18 protein-coding genes are annotated in these 20,391 nt (G+C 60.3%); 14 read left to right on the top strand and 4 right to left on the bottom strand.

Annotated elements, in window-relative coordinates; all coding sequences use genetic code 11:
• Positions 1-94: 94 nt before the first annotated feature.
• Entirely contained in the window at positions 95-595 is a 501-nt protein-coding gene (locus tag C8E00_RS16110; protein WP_133698541.1) for a preprotein translocase subunit YajC, read from the top strand.
• A 63-nt stretch (positions 596-658) separates the two neighbouring features.
• Here C8E00_RS16110 and slyA read toward each other — a convergent pair whose 3' ends face one another.
• Together slyA and C8E00_RS16120 are read right to left on the bottom strand one after the other, a co-directional pair.
• The gene (gene slyA, locus C8E00_RS16115; RefSeq protein ID WP_133698542.1) at positions 659-1,108 is read right to left on the bottom strand and encodes a transcriptional regulator SlyA; all 450 of its coding nucleotides are present in this window, start codon (positions 1,106-1,108) and stop codon (positions 659-661) included.
• A 78-nt stretch (positions 1,109-1,186) separates the two neighbouring features.
• Complete coding sequence (locus C8E00_RS16120; protein WP_133698543.1) at positions 1,187-2,317, bottom strand: DUF5924 family protein; 1,131 nt, start codon at positions 2,315-2,317, stop codon at positions 1,187-1,189.
• A gap of 327 nt (positions 2,318-2,644) precedes the next feature.
• Between C8E00_RS16120 and fadB the strand changes: the two genes are divergently transcribed.
• The 3 genes from fadB (at position 2,645) to C8E00_RS16135 (ending at position 6,841) form a co-directional block, all read left to right on the top strand.
• A complete protein-coding gene (gene fadB, locus C8E00_RS16125; protein WP_133698544.1) occupies positions 2,645-4,828 on the top strand; it encodes a fatty acid oxidation complex subunit alpha FadB in 2,184 nt (727 codons plus the stop codon).
• 26 nt (positions 4,829-4,854) lie between these two features.
• Complete coding sequence (fadA, locus tag C8E00_RS16130) at positions 4,855-6,033, top strand: acetyl-CoA C-acyltransferase FadA (RefSeq protein WP_133698545.1); 1,179 nt, start codon at positions 4,855-4,857, stop codon at positions 6,031-6,033.
• Positions 6,034-6,238: 205 nt separating this feature from the next.
• Entirely contained in the window at positions 6,239-6,841 is a 603-nt protein-coding gene (locus C8E00_RS16135) for a Yip1 family protein (protein WP_133698546.1), read from the top strand.
• Between the two features lie 105 nt (positions 6,842-6,946).
• Here C8E00_RS16135 and C8E00_RS16140 read toward each other — a convergent pair whose 3' ends face one another.
• Positions 6,947-7,618, bottom strand: coding sequence for a GntR family transcriptional regulator (locus C8E00_RS16140; protein WP_133698547.1), 672 nt, complete (start codon positions 7,616-7,618; stop codon positions 6,947-6,949).
• A 135-nt stretch (positions 7,619-7,753) separates the two neighbouring features.
• Between C8E00_RS16140 and C8E00_RS16145 the strand changes: the two genes are divergently transcribed.
• From C8E00_RS16145 to madM, 4 genes are all read left to right on the top strand, one after another.
• On the top strand, positions 7,754-9,121 hold the full coding sequence (locus C8E00_RS16145) for a malonyl-CoA decarboxylase (protein ID WP_166638350.1): 1,368 nt from the start codon (positions 7,754-7,756) through the stop codon (positions 9,119-9,121).
• A 29-nt stretch (positions 9,122-9,150) separates the two neighbouring features.
• Positions 9,151-10,698 carry a malonate--CoA ligase gene (locus tag C8E00_RS16150; protein ID WP_133698549.1) on the top strand — a complete coding sequence of 516 codons (1,548 nt, stop codon included), beginning with the start codon at positions 9,151-9,153 and terminating at the stop codon, positions 10,696-10,698.
• Between the two features lie 117 nt (positions 10,699-10,815).
• Entirely contained in the window at positions 10,816-11,238 is a 423-nt protein-coding gene (gene madL, locus C8E00_RS16155; RefSeq protein WP_133698550.1) for a malonate transporter subunit MadL, read from the top strand.
• 12 nt (positions 11,239-11,250) lie between these two features.
• Positions 11,251-12,012: a malonate transporter subunit MadM gene (madM, locus tag C8E00_RS16160; RefSeq protein ID WP_133698551.1), complete on the top strand. Its 762-nt coding sequence runs from the start codon at positions 11,251-11,253 to the stop codon at positions 12,010-12,012.
• 35 nt (positions 12,013-12,047) lie between these two features.
• Here the strand turns inward: madM and C8E00_RS16165 are convergent, their stop codons facing one another.
• Positions 12,048-12,932, bottom strand: a complete 885-nt coding sequence (locus tag C8E00_RS16165) for a LysR family transcriptional regulator (RefSeq protein ID WP_133698552.1) — start codon at positions 12,930-12,932, stop codon at positions 12,048-12,050.
• Between the two features lie 121 nt (positions 12,933-13,053).
• On the opposite strand from C8E00_RS16165, the gene C8E00_RS16170 reads away from it, so the two are divergent.
• The 6 genes from C8E00_RS16170 to C8E00_RS16195 all read left to right on the top strand — a co-directional run bounded on the left by C8E00_RS16170 (position 13,054) and on the right by C8E00_RS16195 (position 20,301).
• The gene (locus tag C8E00_RS16170) at positions 13,054-13,935 is read left to right on the top strand and encodes a HalD/BesD family halogenase (RefSeq protein WP_133698553.1); all 882 of its coding nucleotides are present in this window, start codon (positions 13,054-13,056) and stop codon (positions 13,933-13,935) included.
• 124 nt (positions 13,936-14,059) lie between these two features.
• A complete protein-coding gene (locus C8E00_RS16175; RefSeq protein WP_133698554.1) occupies positions 14,060-15,343 on the top strand; it encodes a M24 family metallopeptidase in 1,284 nt (427 codons plus the stop codon).
• A 58-nt stretch (positions 15,344-15,401) separates the two neighbouring features.
• Positions 15,402-16,889 (top strand): CoA-acylating methylmalonate-semialdehyde dehydrogenase, encoded by a 1,488-nt coding sequence (locus C8E00_RS16180; RefSeq protein ID WP_133698555.1) that lies wholly within the window; start codon positions 15,402-15,404, stop codon positions 16,887-16,889.
• A gap of 469 nt (positions 16,890-17,358) precedes the next feature.
• Positions 17,359-18,603 carry an HNH endonuclease gene (locus tag C8E00_RS16185; protein ID WP_133698556.1) on the top strand — a complete coding sequence of 415 codons (1,245 nt, stop codon included), beginning with the start codon at positions 17,359-17,361 and terminating at the stop codon, positions 18,601-18,603.
• A 42-nt stretch (positions 18,604-18,645) separates the two neighbouring features.
• On the top strand, positions 18,646-19,683 hold the full coding sequence (locus tag C8E00_RS16190; RefSeq protein WP_133698557.1) for a DUF2971 domain-containing protein: 1,038 nt from the start codon (positions 18,646-18,648) through the stop codon (positions 19,681-19,683).
• 36 nt (positions 19,684-19,719) lie between these two features.
• Positions 19,720-20,301 carry a hypothetical protein gene (locus tag C8E00_RS16195; protein WP_133698558.1) on the top strand — a complete coding sequence of 194 codons (582 nt, stop codon included), beginning with the start codon at positions 19,720-19,722 and terminating at the stop codon, positions 20,299-20,301.
• Positions 20,302-20,391 lie beyond the last annotated feature (90 nt).

Below are 20,391 nucleotides of genomic sequence, written 5' to 3' on the forward strand. Positions count from 1 at the left end.
GCATCTCCCACCTTGTCGATGAACGCTTCTACTTTAGGCGCGCCGAAACGTTGAAACAATGCCTTGGATCAATCAGTTCGCATGTGGAGGATGTTTGGAAATCTTTCTTTTTCTAGGGCTGGCGGTATTTCTTATTCTCTCGCCAGCCCTGTGGCTCAGGCCCGGGGCCCATGAACAGCGCCGCAGTGGGCTGCGCGTGGCGGTGCGTGACGCGGGCGCGGCGGTGCGTTTCGACAATGCACCGCTACAAGATGCGCCAGGTTTGGTGGGGTATCGCTGGCGCTACCCTCAGGCCGCCCCCGGCAGCGACTTCACCCTTGTCCGTGAGGCCTATGCCAGTGACCGGTTGGAGGAAGCCGTGCCAGGCTGGCGTTGGCGTCAGTCACCGCTGCCTCCGTTGAGTGCAGCCGCGTTTCAATGCCTGGAGCAGACGCTGTCGACGCTTCCCGAGGACGCACTGGTGATAGAGTCGTCGCCCAAAGGGCTGACCTTATGGTGGGGGGAGTCGCAGGACGCCGAGACGTTCGCACCTGTGCTGGAAGCGTTGACGGGGCTCGTCGGTGGCTTGGCCGGTAGCGGTCGTCAGTCCCGCTGAGCGCCGCGCGAGAGCCGCACGGCGCCGTAGAGTATCCAGCGTCAGCTTGCGCTGTAGAGCGGGTCACTCATCGTCGCAGGGGGCGCGCGAGAGAAGTCGTTGTCCGTTCTGCTCGATGCGCGTCAGTATGGCGTCCAACTGGTCGACGTCGTCATCGCTCAAGCCTTCGATCATTTCGATACGCGCCTGCTCGACGACGGTCTCGATCTTCTTGAGCAAGGGTGTCGCCTTGTCGGTGAGATAGACCCGCTTGGTGCGGCGGTCCTCATCGCTTGGGCGGCGCTCTATGAGCCCTTGCTCGGTGAGTTGGTCGAGTGTTCTGACCAAGGACGGAGCTTCCACGCCGATGGAGCGAGCCAGATCGCATTGCGGCTGGCCATCACCCATTTTCGACAGGTGATAGAGCGTCACCCAGCGCGTCTGCGTCAGCTCCAGGGGAGCGAGGCGTTCGTCGAGGATGGCGCGCCACAGGCGTGGTACGCGCGACAGTTTGAGTCCGATATCCTGATGCATGGGCCTTGTATTGGTTAGGAACCTAACGGGATTGTCCCGAGTGGGACGCGCTATTGCAAGTCACACTATCGTCGACCTTCATTCATCGCCACGGTCCGCGCCGGCGACCAGATGACGGATGTTCCAGCCTGGCAATCCCGGGGGTGAATGAATGTCGCCATCAGCCTGGGTGGCCTTCGCGGCGTCTTCGTCGACGCGAAAACGCAATGTACCGATTCGCTGGCCGGCGGCGGTCATGACGTCGATCTGCCAGCGTCCTTGCGATGCCGCGGGGAAATTTTGCTTGTGCGTCCAGGCACGATAGCCCTGTTCGCGTCCACCCCGGATGATCAGCGGTATGCGATCGACCACTTCGCCATCGTGGCGCCAGACATGATAGATCTTTTCGCGTAGACCGCGTGGCGCGCGAATCGCGGTGTAAGCGTACAAGCCTTGCCCCGAGAGTGTCGATGGGGTCAGTACGCTTTCGCCGCGCGGCTCGCGCGATTCGACATCGAAACTCGGCGAGAGGGCGCTGCCGGAGAGCCATAGCGTGGCCGGGGGGATCCATATCCGCCCCATCCAGGCCGCCGAGGCCAGCACCACGATCAGCCCAAGCATCGCCAGCCATCGCCATAGCCCCTGCGGTTGGATCAGGTTGATCAGGCTGGGCACGCTGAAAATCGCCATGGCCACGATGGCCAGTATCAGGCTTTGCCCGGTGGTCAGATGCAACATGATCGGCAACGTCACCAGCACGACCACAAATACGCACAGCGCATGGAACATGAAGTACAGCCAGCGATGACGTTGTGCGAGGCCGAAATACAAGGGATCGAGAATCGCCAGCAGGCTGCAGCCGATGAGTAACGAGGTGAAAACGGCTTGGCCGCTTGTCCATACCGTGGTGGCGATAAAAAACGGCAACGTAAAGAACAGCGTCTCCTGATGGATGAGCTGCGCGATGAAGGTCGTCAGTATGCGCGGCAGTCCGGCTTGACCGCGCCAGTTGAGCAGTCGGGTCAACAGGCTTTCGGCCAGCAGCAGGCACCAGGCGACCAGCAGCCCCAGGGCGAGCAAGGCGCCGAGCCATTGCTGGCGGTTGACCAGGAAAAACCCCAACAGGCCGATGACGAAGGCGGTCGGTGGCCACAGCCAGGCGTAGCGTTTGAGCTTTTCGACGAGCGGCGTGAGGCGGGCGATCAGTGTCGCGCTAGCGGGTAAGGACATGAGGCGTGTGGATGTTCCAATACAGCGTGTAATGAAGGGTAGCGCGTAAAAAAGCGGCGCGATGGCCGGCGGATCGCAAAGGCGCCTATCCTATCAGGAGTCCAGTGCGTCCGGGAGTTATCTCTGTGCAATGTTTCCCGAGAGCCCCCGCTGCAACGCGACCATTCGCTAATGGGGGAAGGCTTGACGCCATCGCTTGGCTGGCGCAAGCTGATTCGTATTCAAACGACTGTATGAAAGTGTGCGAGGAGCAGCGCCACGTCCGAGCTCGGCGTATGCCTCCTTCGTGAATCGTGAGGTCCAGGCCAACAGCAGGGAGAGCCCTGAATGATTTATCAAGGTAACGCCATCACCGTGGTGCAGCGCGATGACGGTATCGCCACGCTGACCTTCGATGCGCAAGGCGAGTCCGTCAACACGCTCTCGAGCAAGGTGATCGAAGAGTTCGAAGCGGCCCTGGCGGCGCTCGGCAAGGCCGCGGGTGTCAAGGGCCTAGTCATCACCAGCGCCAAGGACGCCTTCATCGTCGGCGCGGACATCACCGAGTTCCACGGCATGTTCCGCCGCGACGAAGCCTTCCTGGTCGACATGAACACGCGGGTGCACGGTATCTTCAACACCCTGGAGGACCTGCCGTTTCCCAGTGTGGCGGCGATCAATGGCCTGGCGCTCGGCGGTGGCTGCGAAATCACCCTGGCGTGCGATTTCCGGGTGATGAGCGACAAGGCCAAGCTGGGCCTGCCCGAGACCAAGCTGGGAATCGTGCCGGGTTGGGGCGGCTGCGTGCGTCTGCCGCGTTTGATCGGTGCCGACAACGCCATCGAGTGGATTTCCGGGGGCACTGAAAACCGTGCCGACGCCGCCTTGACGGTCGGCGCGGTGGATGCCGTTGTCTCGGGAGACGCCCTGGAGTCCGCCGCGCTGGATATTCTGGCCCGCGCCAATGCCGGCGAGCTCGACCACCAGGCGCGCCGCCGCATCAAACAGTCCCCGCTGATGCTCAACGCCATCGAGCAGATGATGGTGTTCGAGACCGCCAAGGGCTATGTAGCGGGCAAGGCGGGGCCGCATTACCCGGCGCCCATCGAGGCGATCAAGGTCATCCAGAAAGGGGCCGGCGAGGAGCGCCAACGTGCCCAGGCCATCGAGGCCAAGGCGTTCGCCAAACTCGCCAAGACCGATGTCTGCTATCACCTGGTCGGCTTGTTCCTGAGCGATCAACTGGTCAAGAAAAAGGGCAAGCAGTACGCCAACCAGGCCGCCGCCGTGAACAAGACGGCGGTACTGGGCGCGGGCATCATGGGCGGCGGCATCGCCTATCAGAGCGCGTACAAGGGCACGCCGATCCTGATGAAGGACATCAAGGAGGAAGCCCTGCAACTGGGGCTGCAAGAAGCCCGCAAACTGCTCGGCAAGCAGCTCGAACGTGGCCGCCTGAGTAGCGACCAGGTCGCCGAGGCGCTGTCCAACATTCGCCCCACGCTCTCCTATGGCGACTTTGGCGATGTCGATCTGGTGGTCGAGGCCGTGATCGAGAATCCCAAGGTCAAGGAGGCCGTGCTGGCCGAGGTCGAGGGCCTGCTCGACGACAACGCCACGCTGACCTCGAATACCTCGACGATCTCCATCGACCGCCTGGCGGGCAATCTCAAGCGTCCCGAAAACTTCTGCGGCATGCACTTCTTCAATCCCGTGCATCGCATGCCGCTGGTCGAGGTCATCCGCGGCGAGAAAACCAGCGACGCCGCCGTGGCCACGACCGTCGCCTATGCCCGGCAGATGGGCAAGACACCGGTCGTGGTCAACGATTGCCCGGGCTTTCTGGTCAACCGCGTACTGTTCCCTTATTTCGGCGGTTTCAGCCAGCTGGTCGAGCAGGGCGCCGACTTCGAACGCGTCGACAAGGTCATGGAAACGTTCGGCTGGCCCATGGGCCCCGCGTACCTGCTGGACGTGGTCGGCATGGACACCGCCGTGCACGCGCAGGCGGTGATGGCGGAAGGCTTCCCTGACCGCATGGCGCAGGAAGCCAGAAACGGTGGCAAGACGGCGATTCAGCGCATGTACGACGAGGATCGCCTGGGCCAGAAGAACGGCAAGGGCTTCTATCGCTACGAAGAAGACAAGAAGGGCAAGCCCCAGAAAGTCTCCGACGCGCAGGCGCATGCGCTGGTCGAGGAAGCCGTCGACACGCGCAGCGAGTTCAGCGATGACGATATCATCGCGCGCATGATGGTCCCGCTGTGCATGGAAGCCGTACGCTGCCTGGAAGACGGCATCGTGGCGACGCCGGCCGAGGCGGACATGGCATTGATCTACGGCATCGGCTTCCCGCCGTTCCGGGGCGGGGCGCTGCGTTATATCGACGCGCTGGGCGTCGAGGCGTTCGTCGCCCAGGCCGAGACGCTGGCCGAGGAACTCGGGCCGCTTTATCGCCCCACCCAGCGACTGCGTGACATGGCCGCCAAGGGTGAGCGTTTCTATCCCGACACGTCCGAATCCGATCAATGAGCCACCACGCAACGAGGAGCGCGACAATGAGTTTGAATCCTAGAGATATCGTGGTGGTCGATGCCGTCCGGACCGCCATGGCCAAGGCCAAGCACGGTGCCTTCCGCAACGTGCGGGCCGAAAACCTCTCCGCCTCGGTGATGCAGGCACTGTTCGATCGCAACGCCAACCTGGTGCCCGCCGAGGTCGACGATGTGATCTGGGGCTGCGTCAACCAGACCCTCGAGCAGGCCATGAACATCGCGCGCAACGCCGCGATCATGACCGGTATCCCGCGCAGCGTGCCGGCGCAGACGGTCAATCGCCTGTGCGGCTCGTCGATGAGCGCGCTGCATATCGCCACGGCCAACATCAAGGCCGGCATGGGCGATTTCTACATCATCGGCGGCGTCGAGCACATGGAACACGTGCCGATGGACCACGGCGTCGACGTCAACCCGGCGGCCAGCAAGTACGCCGCCAAGGCTGCCATGATGATGGGCCTGACCGCCGAGCTGCTGGGCAAGATGCACGGCGTGGGCCGCGAAGAACAGGACGCGTTCGGTGTGCGCTCGCATCAACGCGCAGTGGCCGCCAACGAAAACGGCTACTTCGACAACGAGATCGTCGGCGTCGAAGGACATGACGCCGATGGCTTCCGGCGTCTGGTCGACCGCGACGAGGTGATTCGCCACGATGCCAACCTGGAAGACATGGGCAAGCTCAAGCCGGTCTTCGACCCCAAGGGCGGCACGGTCACGGCGGGCACATCCTCGGCGCTCTCGGTCGGCGCCTCGGCACTGGCGGTGATGAGCTACGAGCGCGCGCAAGCGCTGGGGCTCGAGCCGCTGGCGCGGGTGGTTTCCACCGGCGTCGCCGGCTGCGATGCCTCGATCATGGGCTACGGCCCGGTACCCGCGACGCAGAAGGCGCTCAAGAGCGCGGGTCTGAGTATCGACGATATCCAGACCGTTGAGCTCAACGAGGCGTTCGCCGCACAGTCGCTCCCCGTGCTCAAGGACCTCGGCCTGCGCGAGCGCATGGACGAGGTCGTCAACCTCAACGGCGGCGCCATTGCGTTGGGCCACCCGCTGGGCTGCTCCGGGGCACGCATCTGCACCACGCTGCTCAACGTCATGCGCCAGCAGGACACGCAACTGGGCCTGGCGACCATGTGCATCGGCATGGGCCAAGGCGTGGCCACGGTGTTTGAACGTTTGAAGTAAGCCGCTGCCGGCGTCCGCAGGACAGCGATAGCAAAGCGACACCCGCTTTGGGTGTCGCTTTTTACATGGGGGATATCGTTTCAAGCGGTCAATCTGATATTGCTGAGCAAAATACTGACTACACTGATAAAAACGTCGTGGCGCATCGAATCATGAAGCGGGCCGCGACGTGATGCGTTCATCGGCGATGGAGGAGGTGTTTTCTATGCTCACGCATGTCTGGGGACTCTTGGCGCACCCGAACCGTGAATGGAAGCAGATCCACGACGAAAGGGAGACCATCATCCACCTCTACAGTCATCATGTGCTGGTCATGGCACTGATCCCGGTGGTATGCGCGTTCATTGGTACCACCCAGGTCGGCTGGGATTTCGGAGGTGGGCATACCATCCAACTCAACTATCTGGACGCCTTCTTCGCCGGGGTCGCCTTCTACGTGGCGATCCTGATAGCAGTGGGCTTCATGGGCTCGGTGATCCACTGGATGGCGCAACGCTATTCCAATCCGCCGAGTCGTCGACGCTGCATCATCTTCGCCGGCTACGTCGCCACCCCCATGTTCGTCGGTGGTGTCGTCGCGCTTTATCCGCTGGTCTGGCTGTGCATGCTGGCGACCATCATCGGGCTCTGTTACAGCGCTTATCTGCTGTATCTGGGGATTCCCAACTTCCTCGACATCGGCGCGGAAGAAGGCTTCATCGTCACCGGCTCGACGCTGGGCATCGGCGTGCTGGTCCTCGAGGCGCTGCTGGCCGTGACCGTGCTGCTGTGGGGCTACGGTGCCAAGTTGCTGGGCATCGACGTGTAGCGAATCGCCGGGTAGGAGTGACGAGCAGCGCACTTCGAGCAGTCTGGAATACTCATTCGAGCCAAACGCCAACGGCGCCCCGCGGGGCGCCGTTGGCGTTCATGCTCAGTCGCTTCCAGTCTGCTGCAGTTGCTGCACCGAGGCGACCAGATCGTTGAAGCGCTCGCCCTGAATCTGAACGTGAGACTCAATCTCGGCCTCGGCGCGTTGCTCGTCACCCGCGGCAATGGCGGCAAGCACCGCCTCGTGTTCTGCCAGGGAGCGCTCCGGGCGGTGGCGCAGATGCAATTGCATGCGGCGGTAGGGTTGCAGCACCGCGTGCAGGCGCGTGGCCTCCTGAGCCAGAAAGGCGTTATGGCTGGCCTCGTAGATGCGCTGATGGAAGATGCTGTTCTCGTAGTAGTAGCCGTTGGCGTCGCCGGCCTCGGCCATGCGGCGGCACGCTTCGTGAGCCTCGCGCAGCGCTTCCAGTTCTTCTGAGCCGATGCGTCTCGCCGCGAGTCGAGCGCACATCCCCTCCAGTTCGGCCATCACTTCGAAGCGTTCCACCAATTCGGCCACGCTGAGCTTCGTCACGAAGGTGCCGCGCTTCGGGACCACCTTCACCATCCCTGACATTGCCAGCTGCTGGAGCGCCTCGCGGACCGGGGTGCGTGAGCAGTCGTATTCCCGCTCCAGAGCTTCCGGGTCGAGGCGTGCGCCGGGCGGATAACGTCCCTTGATGATGGCGTCTTCCAGCAGGTCGCGCAGTCGCTGCGCTTGGGAAACCTTGCTCATTGACTGTCCTCCCGCTTGACATGGTTATATTTTGCGCCTACTTGTTATATATAACAAGCCGGAACCATGTATTCATGATCCGGATCAATGGCATCGACAGAGACGACTCGGGCCTCTGGAGGGCGCAACATGAAAATGAACATGGATTTTCTGGAAAATCTCCTGTCGAGTGTGGCCCGGCGGGCACGTCAGCGCCCAGGGAGCGAGCGGGCTTCCCAGCGCGGAAGAGAAACCGTGGCATCGGGCGTCGATGGCCTCATTTCGGCGTGTGATGTCCTGTTGACCGGTGGCGGCGGTGAGGCATCGCAGATTCTGGTTGCCCAACGATTGCTGGCGGGCTACGCCGAGCTGGATGCCGACGGGCGGCGCACCTTCCTGACCAGACTCGCGGAGCGCCACGGCGCCAATGCCGAGCAGATCCACGCCGCCTACGCGGCTTATCGCGAGGGTGAGAGCGAAGCCGACCTGCGGACGCTGATCGAGGCCTGCGAGCCGCCACGCCAGGAGCTGCTGCGTCGGCTCAACCTTTGCCCGGGCGGCACCTATGAGCTGGTCAAGATGCGCGCCGATCTGCAGGCACATCTCGGCGAGTCGTCGGCGCTGACCGGGCTCGATGCGGATTTCGCGCACCTGTTCGCGTCCTGGTTCAACCGTGGCTTCCTGGTGCTCAAGAGCATCGACTGGAATACCCCGGCAGCGGTGCTCGAGAAGCTGATCCGTTACGAGGCCGTGCACGAGATTCAGGACTGGAACGACCTGCGCCGGCGTCTCGATCCGGAGGACCGGCGATGCTATGCCTTCTTCCATCCGGCCATCGGCGACGAGCCGCTGATCTTCGTCGAGGTGGCGCTGTGTCGCGGGATTCCGGGCGATATTCAGGTGCTACTGGCCGGCGGCGACGAGGTGGCTCCCCATGATGCCGACACGGCGGTTTTCTACAGCATCAGCAATTGTCAGGCCGGCTTGAAGGGGATCTCCTTCGGCAACTTCCTGATCAAGCAGGTCGTGCATGAGTTGCGGCGAGAGCTGCCCGAGCTCGACAACTTCGTGACCCTGTCGCCGGTGCCGGGCTTTGCCAAATGGCTGGCGGAACGGCGCGAGGCCGGCGAATGTCGGCTGACGACTGACGCCGCCACCGCCCTTGACGGGACCCGCTGGCGTGACGACCCGCAGGCTCGGGAGAGACTCGAGTCCGAACTCCTGCCCTTGGCCGCACATTACCTCACCCAGGCCAAGCAGCGCCACGGCTTGCCACGCGACCCTGTGGCGCGTTTCCACCTGGGCAACGGGGCGAGCCTGCATCGGCTCAACTGGCCCGCCGACATCTCCACCAAGGGCTGTCGTCAGGCCCATGGCCTGATGGTCAATTATCGCTACGAGCCGGACTGCATCGAGCAGAACCACGAGGCGTACACCCGCGAGGGCAGCGTGATTTGCACCGCCGACATCCAGCGCCAGGCAAGGCGAGCCCAGCCATTGCTGGAATCCCCCGTCGACGTCTGATACCCCCGACGACTCCCAGGAGATGCCACATGAATCACAATCTGTTCCTGCAATTCGAGGCCCATTTCCGTGCAACGCCGGACAAGACGCTGATCGATACCCCCGAGGGGCGTCGCTATTCTTATGGTGAGGTGCTGGCCACCTCGCAGCGTCTGGCCGGCGTGCTGCAGTCTCTCGATGTCCAGCCCGGCGACCGAGTGGCGGTGCAGGTCGGCAAGAGCCCCGAGGCGATCATGCTGTATCTGGCCTGCCTGCAAGCCGGGGCGGTCTACCTGCCGCTCAACACCGGCTACACCGGTGCCGAAATCGAGTACTTTCTCAGCGATGCCGCGCCACAGCTCTATGTGTGCCCAACGGAGTGGGAGGCGGATGCCAAACGCTTCTACCAGGAGGGCCTGGTGGTCCACGTGGAAAGCCTGGGCACGGACGGAGACGGCAGCCTGATGGAGCGCGCCGCCTTCGCCGAGCCGGTGACCGATATCGCTTGCCTCGAAGCCTCCGATCTGGCCGCGATCCTCTACACCTCCGGCACCACCGGGCGCTCCAAGGGCGCCATGCTCAGCCATGCCAACCTGGCCTCGAACAGTCGGGCGCTGGCTGAGGCCTGGCGCTTCACCGCCGGCGACCATCTGTTGCACGCACTGCCGATCTTCCACACACACGGCTTGTTCGTGGCCTGCAACATCGTGCTGACGGTGGGCGCCTCGATGACGTTTCTGCCCAAGCTCGATGTCGAGCAGCTGCTCGATCTGATGCCTCGGGCCACGGTGCTGATGGGCGTGCCGACGTTTTACACGCGGCTGCTGCAGTCCCCGCGGCTGAATCGTGATGCCGTGGCCAGCATGCGGCTGTTCGTCTCCGGCTCGGCGCCGCTGATGGCCGAGACGCACGAGCAATTCCGCGAACGGACGGGCCATGTCATTCTCGAGCGCTATGGCATGACCGAAACCAACATGAACACCTCCAACCCCTACGACGGTGAGCGACGCCCCGGCACGGTCGGTTTTCCGCTCCCGGGCAGCGAGGTGCGCATCACCGATCGCGAGAGCGGCGCCGAATTGCCCCGCGGCGAGACTGGACTGGTCGAGGTGCGGGGCGACAACGTCTTCCAGGGCTACTGGCAGATGCCCGAGAAGACCCGTAGCGAGTTTCGCGACGACGGCTTTTTCATTACCGGCGACCTGGGCCTGATCGACGACGATGGCTATCTGCACATCGTCGGGCGTGACAAGGATCTGGTGATCTCGGGCGGCTACAACGTTTACCCGAAAGAGATCGAGCAACTGATCGACGAATTGCCGGGTGTCGCCGAGTCGGCGGTATTCGGCGTCGAGCACCCTGACCTGGGGGAAGGCGTCACGGCCGTGGTCGTGCCCCGCGAGGGCGCAGAGCCCCCTGACGAGGCCAGCATTCAGTCGGTCTTGCGCGATCGGCTGGCACGCTACAAGCAACCCAAGCGGATATTCACGATCGAGGCACTGCCGCGCAACGTGATGGGCAAGGTACAAAAGAACCAACTGCGTAATGACTATGCCGACATCTATACCGTGAAGGAGGCGGACGAAACAGCCGTGTGATGCGGCCAATGGCCTGGCTGGTGGCCAGGCCTCCTAGTCGTGCGGAGATGCGACAAGGAGCACGCTAATGCTCGGGAGCTCCCGAGGATCGATTACAACGACAAGAAGGAAATGATCATGGTGATCTACGGAGTGGCCTTGCTGGCCGGATGCATGATGATAGGCCTGGTAATCGGAGACCTGTTGGGTCAATTGCTGGGCATCAATGCCAATTTGGGCGGTGTGGGTATCGCCATGCTGCTGCTTATCTTCGTGACGGGGTATCTCAAGGTTCGGGGCAAACTGCCCGAGGCCACTGCGAGTGGCATCAAGTTCTGGAATGCCATGTATATTCCCATCGTCGTGGCCATGGCCGCCAGTCAGAACGTGGCGGCGGCCTTCAGTGGCGGACTGGTGGCGCTGCTGGGTGGTGTACTGGCCGTGGTGCTGGGGCTGGCGATGGTGCCGGTGTTCGCGGGTCGACGTCCGAGATCGAGCGTCGTCACGGATGCCGATGAACCGCGCCCCGAGTCCATGACCACCCATACCGCCGGCCGCTGAGGAGGATCTCCCATGCTCCAGTCACTGTACGATCTCGTCGACAAGTATCATCTGGTGGCGGCCTTCGCTGTCATCGGTCTCACCATGTACCTCGCCTACTGGATCAGTGAGCGCTTCACCCGCGGAAAGCTGCATGGTTCCGCTATCGCCATCATGCTCGGTCTGGCATTGGCCTATGTGGGAGGAAAGGTCACCGGTGGCGCGGATGGTCTCGCCGACATCACCCTTTTCTCAGGCCTGGGCCTGATGGGCGGGGGGATGCTGCGCGACCTCGCCATCATCGCCACCGCGTACGGCGTGCGTTTCGAGGAGGTGCGCGAGGCGGGCGTGCGTGGCGTGATGGCACTGTTCGCCGGCGTGGTAGTGTCGTTCGTCGCCGGAGGCCTGGTCGCGTTCGGCTTCGGTTATACCGACCCGGTGGCGATTACCACCATCGGGGCCGGGGCGGTGACCTACATCGTCGGTCCCGTCACCGGGGCGACATTGGGCGCGAGTTCCGAGGTGATCGCGCTATCGATCGCCGCGGGTCTGGTCAAGTCGATCCTCACCATGATCGCCACACCGATGACGGCGCGATTCATCGGCCTGGACAATCCGCGCTCGGCGATGATCTTCGGCGGCATGATCGGTACCACCAGTGGCGTCGCGGCGGGGCTTGCCGCCACCGATGCCCGCCTGGTGCCCTACGGCGCAATGACCGCGACGTTCTATACAGGGCTCGGCATCCTGCTGGCGCCCACGGTGCTGTTCCTTGCCGTGCGCGGGCTGGCCTAGTCGCAAGTGGCGCCCCGCGGGGCGCCGTGTTGCGTTCAGCCTTCTGCGGCCACGTATTCCAGCGACTCCAGCGAGTCGGTCGCGGTGACGATGTGCTCCAGCTCGTCGCAGAAGGCGACGAAGGCGTCGCTGGAGTGGCCGGGCGTGCGGTGCATTTCGATCTCGACGTGCCCGAGGGGCGGCAGGCCTTCTTCCTCGCCGACGATGCGACAGCCCTCGGGGACGCTGCGCGGGGTCTTGACCGTGGCGGCCAGCCCGGCCTGTACCGGCAGGTTGATGCCGGTGGGGGAGCGGCTGGAATAGCGCACGTCCCAGCGCCGCTCGGTGGGCCCCAGCGCGGCGAATGCATGGGCGCGGAAGATGCAGCCCTCGGGGTTCAGCGCCAGGGGCAGAATCTCCCAGTCGTCGATGGCGCGGTCCTCGGCCACCACCCACACCATGGGCTCGCGGCCCAGCAGGCGGCCGGTCTGCGTGGGGCCATGGCGCACCACCAGCGCGACGTCCAGCAACCCCTCCTGAAAATCATGCACCAGCGAGCCGCTGATGCTGCAGTTCACCTCGAGGCGCACCTCGGGAAAGCGGGCGGCGAACCGTGGCAGCAGCTCGGGCAGGTAGGTGCTCGCCTGTTCCTCCGAGGTACCCAGGCGGATCAGTTCGCCCTGGCGGTCCACCCCCATCACCCGGCGTGCCTCGTCCTGAAGCTTGAGCATGTGTCGTGCGTAGGGCAGCAAGCGCCCACCTGGCGGCGTCAGTACCACGCTGCGGCTGGTGCGCTCGAAGAGTGATTCGCCCATCTGATCCTCGAGCCGCTTGATCTGCAGGCTGACGGCCGACTGCGTGCGATGCAGCACCTTGCCGGCGGCGCTGAAGCCCTCGCACTCGGCGACCGTGACGAAAGCACGGAGCAGGTCGGTATCCATGATCTATGAGCCTTTGCAATCTTTTTGATCTTAACCATTCATTTCTATTATTAAACCCGGCTGACTACCCTGTCCATACGTTATTGGAAACGTCTTTGCAAAAAGTCAGGAGCAGATCCGCATGCCAGCCAACGCTACGCAGGCAGACGACAACGCACTCCACGGTCTGATCGATCTCGAGCGCTATCCCATCGACCAGCTGGATGGCGAGCGCGGCCGGGCGCTCGTCGACGAGTGCCGTGCCCAGCTCGGTCAGGACGGTTGTGTGGTACTCAAGGGCTTCGTGCCCGACGAGGCCCTGACACGGCTGGAACGCGAAACTGAGCGACTCTCGCCGGAAGCGCATTACAACCAGACCGAAACCAATCCCTACAATAGCGACGGCGACCCCAGCCTGCCGGCCTCGCATCCCAAGAACCGCTTCGGCGACCGCACCAACGGCTTCGTCGCCGGCGACCGCATCGGCGCCGACACCATCATTCGTCAGGTCTACTCCGATCCCGGTTTCCAGCGCTTTATCGCCAGTGTGGTGGGCATGGAAGAGATTCACCAATACGCCGACCCGCTGGCGGACCTGGTGGTCAACGTGCTGCGCGAGGGCTGCCAGCACCCGTGGCACTACGACACCAACGAATTCATCGTCACCATGATGACCCGCCAATCCGAGGGCGGGGGCCGGTTCGAATACGCGCCGGGCATCCGCAGCCCCGAAGGCGAGAACTTCGACGGGGTGGAAAAGGTCATCGACGGCGACCGCGCGCAGATCAAGTCGCTGGATCTCCAGCCGGGCGATCTGCAGATCTTCTTCGGCCGCTACTCGCTGCACCGCGTGACCCCGGTGGAAGGCGACCGCGAGCGCCACACCGTGATCTTCGCCTATGCCAAGGAGCCGGGCTTCATCGGCCGCCCCGAGCGCGCCAAGCGTATCTTCGGGCGCATGGCGCCGGTGCACGAGCGTTTGCTGGAAGAAGGCATGCAGCGCAGCGACAGCCTCGCCGACTGACAATACCGGATCACCGGCCGCCGACCCCGGCCCACGCTCGCCGTCGCGGAGACACTCCCCGCGACGGCGAGCGTGCCCCATCACGAAGCGCGCCCCATAACGAACAGATACAGAGAGCTTGATCATGAGCATCGTCGACTTCGACAACCTGACCGACAACGAACCCGACGCCATCCCGGTCGTGCCCTCCGCCCCCATGGCCAACGGCGACAGCATTCCCACCGCCTTCGACCCGGTGCAACTGCGCGGCGGGCGCCTCAAGCGTCTGCGCGCGATGATGGCCGAGCAGGGCTACGCCGCGCTGGTCCTGTTCGACCCCTACAACCAGCGTTACGCCACCGGCTCGCGCAATATGTTCGGCTATTTCCTGCGCAACTCCACGCGTTACATCTACGTGCCGCTGGAAGGCCCGGTGATCCTGTTCGAATACCCGGGCAGCGCGCATGTCTCCACCTGGCTGGAGACCATCGACGAAGCGCGCACCTCCAAGGTGGTGTGGTCCGCCGTCAACCAGCGCGACAACATGTCCTCCGACCCGTTCGGTATCGAGATCGCCGAGCTGATGAAAGAACACGGCAAGGGCAACAAGAAGATCGGCCTGGACCGCTGCACAATGAACCTGGCCCGCTCGCTGGAAGCCCAGGGGCTGGATGTCTACGACTGCATGCAGGACACCCTGCATTGCCGGCGCATCAAGACGCCCGAGGAAATCGCCTGTCTGGCCCAGTCGATGGCCGGCAGCGAAGCCGCCGTGGCCGCCGTGGAAGCCGCCATCAAGCCCGGCGTCACCGAGAACGAGCTGTTCGCCATCATGTACGGCGATGTCATCCGCCAGGGCGGCGAGTTCATCGAGACGCGGCTGCTGTCCTCCGGCCCGCGCACCAACCCCTGGTTCAACGAAGCCAGCAACCGGGTGATCCGCCCCGGCGAGCTGGTCGCGCTGGATACCGACACCATCGGCTGCCACGGCTACTACTCCGACTTCTCGCGCACCTTCCATGTCGGCCCCGGCAAGCCCACCGCCTATCAGCAGAGCCTCTACCGGATGGCCTATGACCAGGTGCACCACAACATGAGCATCCTCAAGCCGGGCATGAGCTACCGCGAGATCGCCGAAAACGCCTGGAAGATTCCCGAGCGCTTTCTCGACCGTCGCTACCCCTCGATCATCCACGGCGTCGGCATGCACGGCGAGACCCCGCTGGTCGCCCACCACATGGACTTCGACCGCTTCTCCAAGGACGGCATCCTCGAGCCCGGCATGGTGGTCTCGGTGGAAAGCTACATCGGCGAGGTCGGCGGCGCCGACGGCGTCAAGCTCGAAGAGGAAGTGCTGGTCACCGACACCGGCATCGAAAAACTCTCGCGCTACCCGTTCGATGAAGCCCTGCTGGGTAAAGAATTCTAAGGCGGTTCCGCGCCTTTATCCCCGACATGACGCCCATATTCGATAGAGCAAAGTTGTTATGACAGACGTATCCCACCGCATCGCCGGCGAGCCGCTGACAAGCGAGCGCACCATCGACGTGCTCAACCCGGCCACCGCCGCGCCGGTTCGCCGCCTGGCGATGGCCGATACCGCCACCGTGCAACGCGCCATCGACGCCGCCCGTGACGCCCAGCCCGCCTGGCGCGACATGCCGCCGGCCAAGCGCGCCCAAGTGATGTATCGCTTCAAGACGCTGCTCGAACGTGATGCCGATGAGATCTGCGCGCTGATCAGCGAAGAGCACGGCAAGGTGCTCGAGGACGCCATGGGCGAACTCAAGCGCGGCATCGAGAACGTCGAGTACGCCTGCGGCGTGCCGGAACTCCTCAAGGGCGAGTACTCCCACAACGCCGGGTCGGGCATCGATACCTGGTCCAACCATCAGCCGCTGGGCGTGGTCGCCGGCGTCACGCCGTTCAACTTCCCGGCCATGGTGCCGCTGTGGATGTACCCCATGGCGCTGGCTTGCGGTAACGCCTTCATCCTCAAGCCCTCCGAGCAGGCGCCCTCGGCCGCCGTGAAGATGGCCGAGCTGCTCGACGAAGCCGGATTGCCCAAGGGGCTGTTCAGCGTCGTCCACGGTGATCGCGAGGCCGTCGACGCGCTGATCGAGGCGCCCGAAGTGCGCGCGCTGTCGTTTGTCGGCTCTACCCCGGTGGCGCGCAAGATCTACGAAGGCGGCACCCAGCAGGGCAAGCGCGTGCAGGCCCTGGGTGGCGCCAAGAACCATGCCGTGGTGCTGCCGGATGCGGATATCGACAATGCCGCCAGCACCCTGATCGGCGCCGCGTACGGCAGTGCCGGCGAGCGCTGCATGGCGATCTCCGTGGCCGTGTGCGTGGGCGACGCCACCGCCGACGCCCTGGTCGAGCGTCTCGCCGCCCAGGCCCGCGAGCTCAAGATTGGCCCGGGCACCGAGCGCGGTCTCGACATGGGCGCGCTGATCAACGAAGGCCAGCGTGACAAGGTCGCCGGCTACATCGGGCAGGGCGCTGCCGCCGGTGCCGAGCTGGTGGTCGACGGCCGCGAGCACCCGCTGGTGGAAGGCTCGCCCGGCTACTTCCTCGGCGCCACGCTGTTCGACCGTGTCACGCCGGAGATGAGCATCTACCGCGACGAGATCTTCGGGCCGGTGCTGTGCGTGGTGCGCGTCGAGACCTTCGAGGACGCCATCGCCCTGATCAACGCCCACCAGTACGGCAACGGCACCTGCGTGTTCACCCGTGACGGCGAGGCAGGGCGCCGCTTCGCCGACGCCATCGAAGTCGGCATGGTCGGTATCAACGTCCCGCTGCCGGTCCCGGTCGCCTTCCACAGCTTCGGTGGCTGGAAGGACTCGCTGTTCGGCGACCTGCATGCCTACGGCCCCGACGCCGTGCGCTTCTACACCCGCCGCAAGGCCATCTCCCAACGTTGGCCGAAGCGTAGCGACCAGGAAACCGCCCAGTTCAGCTTCCCCTCCTGAACCACCCCCACGGTTGAACCCCACGCCCGCGCCGCTCACTCGGCGCGGGCGTTTTTGTGTCTACGCCTTTCGTGTAGCGGTATGTTAATCGACGTTAAATTAAGCTAGGTTAAGTATTGTTTGATGCTGCCGATACAACCTGATGAACCGGGTGGTGGAGCGTTCAGTGCTTTGCATGGCGGTAGCGTGGCTCACACGGCAGCAGCGGAGCAGGGGATCGCGTTTGTTACAAGCTGATAGAGCCGGTAAAGGCAGCAGGCACGCGAACTCTGCATATCGCGCCGAACTTTTCTTAGTGTGTTGTCAGATCAGAAGCTTAAGAGCGAAAAAGCTAGCTCTATAAGATTGTTGAACGCGCCTGCTCGTTCAAGTGGTGAAACGAGCACGCTGTCTAATAGCTGTTAGGTTTTTAGTATTAACAACAACTAATGAGCAGTCAACATAAGTATATGGATATAAGGCAAGTCATATGGTTTGTATTATTTGTAGGAAATCTAAGAATGACATGAGTGATGAACATGTCATTCCAGATTCAATGAAAGGGTTTTATCATATCTATTCCGTGTGTAAAGGCTGTAACTCGTTGCTAGGGGATAGAGTCGACTCACCACTTATTAATCACAAATTGACAGAGCTATATAGATTTTCACATGAAGTAGCTGGAAAAAGTGGTCGCATACCTAACCCGTTCTCTGGAATATTCTTCCAAGAAGGCAATCAGGACACAAAGTTCAGAGTAGATGTTGATGATAAAAACGAATTAAGAGTGAAGTCGCTACCAACAGTGAATATCAAAAAAAATGGTGATGAGATTGAGTCGATTGAAGTGTCTCTAGGTTCTGATGATGAACACAAAATTGATGGTATATTGGAAAAACTTGCCAAGCGCCACGGTCTACCGGCCAACTCTATAATTGCTGGTGATAAGAAAAGCGTACTAAGTACAGAAGGTGTTAAAGGTCAATGGAAAATTGATACACTTAAGTTCAAAATTGGTTTATTAAAGATAGCCTATGAATTTGCTGTTGATACGATAGATGGCTACTTCGACGATTCTGATGCGATAGATATATCAACAATACTTAAAACAGCTAACTACAAACGTGCTGAAGAGTATGTGAAAGTTGGTAATGGGCTTCAGCCTGAAGTATTTGAACCATATGAAAATTACTTGGATTTAAGTAGTGAAAAACACTATTTGATTCTTTCTCCTTCCCAGTTCGGATTGATTTGCTTAGTTAAATTACATGACCTTTTTGCCGTTGGTGTGGTTCTATCAAGTCGCAATTACCTAGACAATTTCAGTACTATTGTTGGTATAAACGATATAAATAAAAGAACTTTCAATAAGATGACTCTTGAAGAGGTGGTAAAGCAGTGTCATGGACCAGAATATACAAGGTTTGGCTATCACTTTGACACTGAGTATGAGGCTTATTTAGCTCAACAAGAGATTAACAGTCCTTCGTTTAAATACGAAGGAACAGAGCAAGCTGAAATCCCTTTATTCGACGAAAGCGGACAAAAGTATCCGCTTTTACTACATGAATTATTACCAAGTCTAAAATCAGAAGTGAAATACGATGGCGATTGGGTTATTCAACAATATTACTTTACAGATACTCCTAAATATCATGTTAAGTCTGTAAGTACAGGAAATTTATATCGCGTAATAGCTTTTGAAATAAGTAGCGAAAGAATCAAAAAGATTTAAACCTAATAGCTGTTAGAGCGATTTCATGCCACGAGAGGAAATATGTCTGATCTCTATGTTTGGCGATACATGTCGTTGGCGAAATATGTCGATATGCTTCGCTCTAGATCGATTTTCTGCCCCAAGGCATCCCTGTTTCAAGATGAAACAGAAGGTAAGTGGATCGCCCACGCAATTTTGTGGGGAGAAAAGCAGAGGTGGCAACGTATCCGTGGCTATGCTGACCGGCTGCAAAGCATTCTAGATCGGTCCGGTGAGGATCAAAATGCTGTTTTAGTTGGCGCAGCGAGTGTTTATAACCAGTTGACGCCGGAAGAAGAAAGTTCCGTTTTAGGGGATGTGTTAAAGCAGGTACCCCTTGTCTATCCTCACAAGCGACAAGAATACCTTGAGCGCACGGTGGAAAGTTGGCTAAAACACCACGACGGTTACAACTCTAGAGTCTCTAAGTGGCTGAATGAGGTGACGATAGATAGAGATTCTACCTATATCAGTTGCTGGAATCGCGCTGACTCAATGTCGCTTGCAATGTGGAATTTATACGGTGGCGGTAGCGAGTCAGTTGCGATTCGACTGGAGCGTGGGAAACTAGAAACTCTTCTTGAGAAAAACTTAGACTGGCTCAAGGAGAACGGCCTCGATGGACAGGTCGTTGACGTAGACTATGTGGATGGACTTAACAGCCCTGGAGAAGAGTTGCAGGAAAATTTAGTGGACAGACTCGGTGTGGGCAAGGACGTTAGGGTCGGCGCATTCAGCGTCAAACCTGCTTTGTACGCATATGAGAGCGAGGTCCGTTTGATCGTCTATCCGAAGAGAGATATTCGAAGTCCAGTGGAAGACCCACATCCTGAACTGGATGGAATCTCTCTCACCATTGGAAGTACGAGTGGAAGTCTTTCGGATTTTATCGGGGCGGTCTATGTACACCCGCTATTGAGTGCTAATTCGATGATGGTTCGGGTGGTTAAGGCGATAAACGAGCAGTTTGGGCTGTCGGATTTGCCGATCGTTACAGATAAGGTCGAAGCAATCGGCTCTAATATGACGCTGCAGCCGACCGGTTACACCGGCGCCTGAGCTTTGCATTATAGACTATAGTGAAGGATTAAGGAATTGAGCAAAAGTGATATCGTCGATTCAGTCAATGATATTGTCAGCGGCGCCGAAGATATGTCCGGAAACAAGGTGGTAAATGTTCTTGCAAAACACAATGAGTACGTGATCTATGAGATAGAAACCAAAGATATAAATAACAGAATTAAAGTGTTGATAGACGGCCATACAGACGAGTCAGAAGAAAAGATCCAGAAAAGATTCAATGATGTAAAGCAAAAATATATAGAAGCAAAAGGCATGCTTTCAAAGTCGTCTAATTTTGAGATGATGAAGCATCGAGTGGCCCATACGCTTTCAACAGCTCTAAATAGCGATAAATCTGGTGGCGCAGACAAATTTGAGGATCTGATTGAAACGATAGTAAAGGAGCACGAGCAACTGGTCGTAAATAGAGCTTTGTATCTGGCACCATCTGTAATTTCGGTAGCTATGTTCTTTGCCATCTGTGCATTTAATTTAAGTGATAGGATTGCTAATGGACCGTACTGGCAGTTGTTTGTGGTTTTTCTAGGAGCATCTTTAGGTGGTGCTCTTAGTATCTTGATAAATGCAAAAACCTTAAATTTTGAAGAGTTGTAATGACCCCCTGGTTTCTGCACACCCTACGCAATTAATGCGGGGTGTGCTCGGGGTGCCACGTAGTCCAGAGACTGGTGTGGCCGTTCTTCG

Source organism: Chromohalobacter marismortui (genome assembly GCF_004364315.1).
Lineage (GTDB): Bacteria > Pseudomonadota > Gammaproteobacteria > Pseudomonadales > Halomonadaceae > Chromohalobacter > Chromohalobacter marismortui.